Origin of the sequence: Pseudonocardia sp. SID8383, from assembly GCF_009864975.1 — a bacterium.
GTDB lineage: Bacteria > Actinomycetota > Actinomycetes > Mycobacteriales > Pseudonocardiaceae > Pseudonocardia > Pseudonocardia alni.
Genome location: NZ_WWFY01000592.1, coordinates 1 through 5,518, shown reverse-complemented (window position 1 = coordinate 5,518; position 5,518 = coordinate 1). Strand labels below are relative to the sequence as shown.

The 5,518-nt window shown below is 75.2% G+C and carries 6 protein-coding genes; all 6 read right to left on the bottom strand.

Annotation, left to right across the window (positions count from 1 at the left end; translation table 11 throughout):
* Nucleotides 1-555 (bottom strand): cobalamin B12-binding domain-containing protein (locus tag GTW08_RS14535; protein WP_202417177.1); only part of this gene is annotated, 555 nt, incomplete at its 3' end.
* A complete protein-coding gene (locus GTW08_RS14530; protein ID WP_346009908.1) occupies nucleotides 552-2,201 on the bottom strand; it encodes a PP2C family protein-serine/threonine phosphatase in 1,650 nt (549 codons plus the stop codon). The genes GTW08_RS14535 and GTW08_RS14530, both read right to left, overlap by 4 nt.
* A gap of 131 nt (nucleotides 2,202-2,332) precedes the next feature.
* Nucleotides 2,333-3,097 carry a DUF2071 domain-containing protein gene (locus tag GTW08_RS14525; protein ID WP_161152058.1) on the bottom strand — a complete coding sequence of 255 codons (765 nt, stop codon included), beginning with the start codon at nucleotides 3,095-3,097 and terminating at the stop codon, nucleotides 2,333-2,335.
* Nucleotides 3,098-3,135: 38 nt separating this feature from the next.
* Nucleotides 3,136-3,810 (bottom strand): DUF4383 domain-containing protein, encoded by a 675-nt coding sequence (locus tag GTW08_RS14520; protein WP_100879393.1) that lies wholly within the window; start codon nucleotides 3,808-3,810, stop codon nucleotides 3,136-3,138.
* A gap of 118 nt (nucleotides 3,811-3,928) precedes the next feature.
* Nucleotides 3,929-5,083, bottom strand: a complete 1,155-nt coding sequence (locus GTW08_RS14515) for an AI-2E family transporter (RefSeq protein ID WP_073575897.1) — start codon at nucleotides 5,081-5,083, stop codon at nucleotides 3,929-3,931.
* Between the two features lie 46 nt (nucleotides 5,084-5,129).
* Nucleotides 5,130-5,518, bottom strand: a 389-nt coding sequence (locus GTW08_RS14510; RefSeq protein WP_161152057.1) for a sensor histidine kinase, incomplete at its 5' end; no start/stop codon positions are given.

The window sequence follows — 5,518 nt, the reverse complement described above, 5'->3', positions numbered from 1 at the left end:
GTAGCGGCCGTCCGTGCCGAACGCCCGCCCGCCGACGATCACCGGGACACCCGCGGCCTGGCAGGCCGTGATCGTCGCGTGCGCGGTCGGCAGCCGGGTCGCGATCGACGAGGACAGCGCCACCGCGTCCGGGCCGGTCCGGTGCAGGTGGGTGACCAGGTGCGCCGCGGGGACCTGCGCGCCCAGGTAGTCGACGGTGAACCCGCGCAGCCGCAGCACCTCGGCCAGCAGCCGGGCGGGCAGCGCGTGCCACTCGCCGTCGACGCAGGCCACGGTCACCCGCCCGCGCCCTCCGCCGCGCCGCCCGCTGGTCAGCGACAGCGTGCTGATCACGCGCTCGTTGATCGCGGTCGCGGCGTGCTCCTGGGCGACGGAGAGGCGGTTGGCCGCCCACTCGAGCCCGACCCGCTGCTGCACCGCGCCGATCACCTCGAGCAGCACGGCCTCCGGCTCCAGGCCGTCCCGCAGCGCGTCGACGACGACGTCGACCGCGCTGTACTCGTCGCCGCGCAGCACCGCGCCCCAGAGCAGGTCGGTGTAGCGCCCGGCCGTCATGCGGTGTACCTGCCCCGGCCCGAACCACCCACCGCGGTGAGGTGCCGGCCGCGCGGAGCGGTGACCGCGAGGACGGCCATGTCGTCGTGGGAGTTGCGCCCCACCCACTCGGTGGCGAGCATCTGCACCCGTTCGACGACGGCCTCGGCCGGCATCCCGGCGCACTCGGCGGCCGCGCGGCGCAGGCGTTCCTCGCCGAACTGGTCGCGCCCGAGCGGGCCGCCCTGGGCCTCGGTGATGCCGTCGGTGAACATCAGGCAGGTCTCGCCGGGCCCGAGCCGGGTCTCCCAGGTCGACGAGTGGATCTCGGGCAGCGCCCCGATCAGCGTGCCGAGCGTCGCGGCCTCCTCGACGCGGCCGTCGGCGCGGATGATCAGCGGCGGCGGGTGGCCGGCGCAGGTGATCCGCAGGCGCACGTCGGCCCCGCTGCGCGACACCGACGCCAGCACCAGCGTCACGAAGCGGGCGTGGTCGTCGGAGAGCAGCGCATTGTTGAGCAGGTGCAGCAGGCGCAGGTGGTCGTCGGCCATCGGCAGCAGCGCGTGCACCGCGCTGCGGATCTTGCCGGTGAGCACGGCGGCCTCGAGGCCCTTGCCGCACACGTCCCCGAGCACGGCGAGGGTCTCGTCGGAGCCCTCCGCGCCGGGGTGGACGTCGTAGAAGTCGCCGCCGACCCGCTCGGAGTCCTGCGCGGGCCGGTAGCCGCCGGCGAACTCGACCCCGGAGACGTGCTGCAGCGACGGCGGCAGCAGGTCGCGCATCAGGGTCTCGGTGATCGAGGCCTGCTGGGCGAACATGCGGGCCGCGGACATCGCGAGACCGGACCGGGCGGCGAACTCGCGGGCGGTCGCCTCCTCACCCTCGCTGAACGGCCCGGTGTCGGCGCGGCGCAAGAGCACGATGGCGCCGGCCGGGATGCCGTGCCCCGGCAGCGGGGTGACGACGATCGAGCCGACCTCGCCGAACCCGTCCGGCGTCACCCAGGCGGGGGCGACGGCGGGGTCGATCCAGCGCGACGGCACCGGCGGGAAGCCCTGCAGGGCCTCGGCCAGGCCGGGGACCTCGTCCGGGTCGATGCGCAGTGTCCGGTGCCGGACGGGGCCGTCGGTGACGGCGTCGACGACCTGGAACTGCCCGCGGGTGCCCGGGGTCATCACGAGCGCCCCGTCGGCCAGTCTGCTCACGGCGAGCTGGGCGGTGACCTCCATGCAGCGGCCCAGGTTCAGCGAGCCCAGGAGCGCGGCCGAGGCCTCGGACAGGAAAGCGGCGCGGGCCTGCTCCAGGTGCAGCTCGTCGCGGATGGACCGGACGTCGGTGACGTCGATCAGCCACCAGGTGACCGAGCCGTCCTCGTGCTGGACGGGCTGGGCCTCCAGCGCGCGACCGTCGACGATGTCGGAGAACGCGGTGGGGACGCCGCGGTCGGCGCGACCCGCGGTGGCCAGCCACGGGGCGACCCGCGACAGCGGGTCCCCGGTACGGGCCCGGGGGAGGAGCGCGCGTGCTGCGCCGTTGGCCTGCAGCACGGTGCCGTCGGCGCCGACGGTGAGCGCGGCGCACGGCGCGTCGGCCCAGCGCCGGTCGACCACGGGCGACGCGTCCGGTAGCACGGTCGCGTCGCCGGTCGTCGGCTCCAGTTCGGTCACATCAGCTCCTGGCCCCTGGCGGGCCGGTCGTCGGCGCCCGGGGAGGCCGGGGCGCGGAACGCCCTACCGTACCGCGTACGCGACAGTCCCTCATCCGGGGCGCGCGGCGCGGGGGCGGCGATGCGTGCCCCTCACCGGTGCTCGCGGACTCGGCGCCAGCCGCCGAACCGGACGGGCAGACCGGGTGAGGCGAGGACGCTGTCCGGGGGGCCCGACGGCGGCGCGGCACCGGCCGCGGCGACCAGGTTCTCGTCGAGGTCGAGCAGCTCGGCGTGGTGGAGCGGCCAGCGCGGGTGGTCGTTGCGCCATCGGACGGTGCCCAGCGGACGCCGGGTGTGCAGTGCCCAGCGTGCGGTGAGGAAGTGCTCGAGTTCCCCGGGTGCGGCCAGCGGGGCGCCGGTGCGGACCCGGGTCCGTGCGGAGACCCCGCGCGGGCCGGGGAAGCGGCGTGTGCAGGAGTAGGCGATCTCCTCGCCCTCGGCGACCCGCCCGGACACCGTCGACGGCGACCAGTCGTAGGGCAGGGCCGCGACACCCCGCGCGGCGAGCACGGGCAGCATCCGGTCGGCGTCGAGCGAACGGAACACCACGCCCCGGCGACCCTCGTCGTCCACCGAGTACAGCCGGACGTTGGTCTCGGCGAAGCTGCCGAGCCAGGGCAGCCCGGGCAGCGGGCCGAAGCCCAGCCGCCGCATCCGGAAGTGGATGAGCCCGACCCAGGTGACGCCGTCGTGGGTGTCCGGACGGGTCCGGGGTGGCAGCAGCGGCGCCACCGCGGCGGGGTCGGCCCGCCAGTGCAGGAACACCACGTCGGCCCAGTACTGGTGCAGCAGCGGGTGCCGGACCGGGGCGGGCGGGTCCGGGGTGACCGGCTCGGGCGCGACGCCGGGCGGCACCGGTGCGGTGTCTCGGCCCGGTGCCGTGCGGCGGCCGGTCACGCCGGTGCGCCGCCGCGCTCGGTGCGGGCCTTCCACGCGTCGCGGCGCTCACCGGTGTCGCGGATGGCGTCGACCTCGGCGAGCATGCGGCGCTGCTCCTCGGTCCCGCCACCGTTCGCGACGAGCCGCTCGGTGTCGGCCAGGGAGCGGGCCGCGGCGATGTCGGCGGCGCCGGCGGGCAGCCGCTGGTCGCGGTCGTCGCCACCCTCGGCGTCGACGACGTGCTTCTGCTCCGCCGCGTAGGGGTTGTCCGACGGCAGCCGGCCGCTGAACCGCCCGTACGCGCCGAGGACCAGCATCACCAGGCCCACGAGCAGGCTGAACACGACGTTCGGCATCCGGAACGCCAGCAGGTTGTACGGCGTGCCGATGAGCAGCACGTTGACCACACCGGACAGCAGGAACAGCGCGCCGACGGTCACACTGACCGTCGAGGCGAACCGGCCGCCCCGGACGGCGGCGCCGACCAGCACCGCGCCGACGACCACCGACACGGTCGACAGCAGCAGGTTCGTGGACAGCCCCAGCACCGGCGACCCGGTGGTGGAGAAGAAGTCGAGGTTGTTCGTGAAGCCCAGCACCCCGAACACCAGGAGCATGATCCCGACGAGCAGGCTGCTGATCCGGTGCAACCCGTTCAGCCGGCGTGCGTCGGACCCGATCGATGACATGACGTCGTCCTCCGTTCGTCGAGCGAGGCACTCCGGGGATAGCCGATCGCCTTCCCGGACAAACCGCGCTGACCTGCGAAGGTGTGCCGTGTCTCGAAACCCGGATCCGGGTTGCGGATCAGACGGGACCGGGGAGCGCGACGGGCCCGGGGCCCTCGCCGCGCAGCGGCCGCGCCGAACGCGGGTCCAGCGGGTCGACGGTGCCCGCGTCGCGCAGCGTCCCGTCGCCGGGCCGGCGCAGTGAGCGGACACCGGCGTCGGCGAGGGTGACCAGCGGCACCGCGAGCAGTGCCCCGGGCACCCCGCCGACGATCAGCCCGGCGCTGATCGGCAGCACCACCGCGAGCGGGTGCAGCCGTACCGACCGGCCCAGCAACAGCGGCTGCAGGATGTAGCCCTCGACGTTCTGCACGATCAGGAGCAGGCCGATCACGAGCAGCGCGTCCACCCAGCCCCCGGAGGCGAGCGCGACGAGCACCGCCACGATCCCGGTGACGACGGCGCCGACGGTCGGGACGAACGCGCCGAAGAAGATCAGCGTGGCCAACGGGACGACCAGCGGAACCCCGATCACCCACAGGCCGACCGCCGCGGTCACCGCGTCGACGGCGGCCACGACGACCGTCGCCCGGGTGTAGCCGACCAGCGACGCGAACGCCCGCCGGCCCGCGACGTCGGCCCTCCGCCGTACGTGCTGCGGGACCGCGCCGAGGACGAACCGCCAGATACGCGCACCGTCGTGGATCAGGAAGATCAACACGAACAGCATCAGCAGGGTCTCGGCGGCCAGCTCGCCCGCGGTCCCCAGGGCGCCGATCACGTTGTTCGCCAGCGCGGCCTGGTTGCGCGCCAAGGTGTCGAGCAGCGACTGGAAGACGGCCGAGAGCTGGGTGTCGTCGAGCCGGAACGGCGGCCCGGCCAGCCGGTCCCGCAGCGCGACGACCGTCTCCCCGATGCTCGCCGACAGGCTCGGCAGCCCGTCGAGGAACGCCGCGACCGCCCACCACAGCACCCCGACCGCCACCGCCAGCCCGCCCGCGACGACGACACCCGTCGCCAGACCGCGGGGAACCAGCGGGACCCGGTTCACGATCCGGGCCACCGGTGCGAGCAGCGCGGCCAGGATCAGCGCGAGAACCACCGGCACGACCAGCACCGCGAGCTGCGCGATCAGCCACAGCACGACGGCGACGGCGGTCGCGACGAGAAGACCGCGCCAGGCCAGGCTCGACGCGATCACCAGACCCCGGGGGATCCGCGGTTCCTCGGTCACCGCGGCCTCCCGGATCGGACGGGGTCGGACTGACGGTTGCGTGACGTCACGACGGTAGTCCGCCGGGGCCGTCGGGGCCCGTCACGGGCAGGGTGAGGACGAAGGTCGCGCCGTCGTCGTCGGGTGGGCAGGTGAGGTCGCCACCGTGCGCGCGGGCCAGGCCGCGGGCGATCGCGAGGCCGAGCCCGGCGCCGCCGCTGTCCCGGTCGCGGGCGTCCTGGAGCCGGACGAGCCGGTCGAAGACGCGCTCGCGGTCGCCGTCGGCGATCGGGGTGCCGGTGTTGCGCACCGAGACCGACACGGTCCCGGCCGCCCGGTCGGTCCGGGTGACGACCTCGATCCGCCCGCCGTCGGGGGTGTGCCGGCGGGCGTTGTCCAGCAGGTTGGCGAGGATGCGCGACACCGCCTGCGGGTCGGCGCGCACCGCGGCGGGCT

What these genes read in the sequence shown, in the direction of transcription:
- GTW08_RS14520 (WP_100879393.1), bottom strand. Translation starts at nt 3,810, where the DNA reads ATGTCATCGATCGGGTCCGACGCACGCCGGCTGAACGGGTTGCACCGG.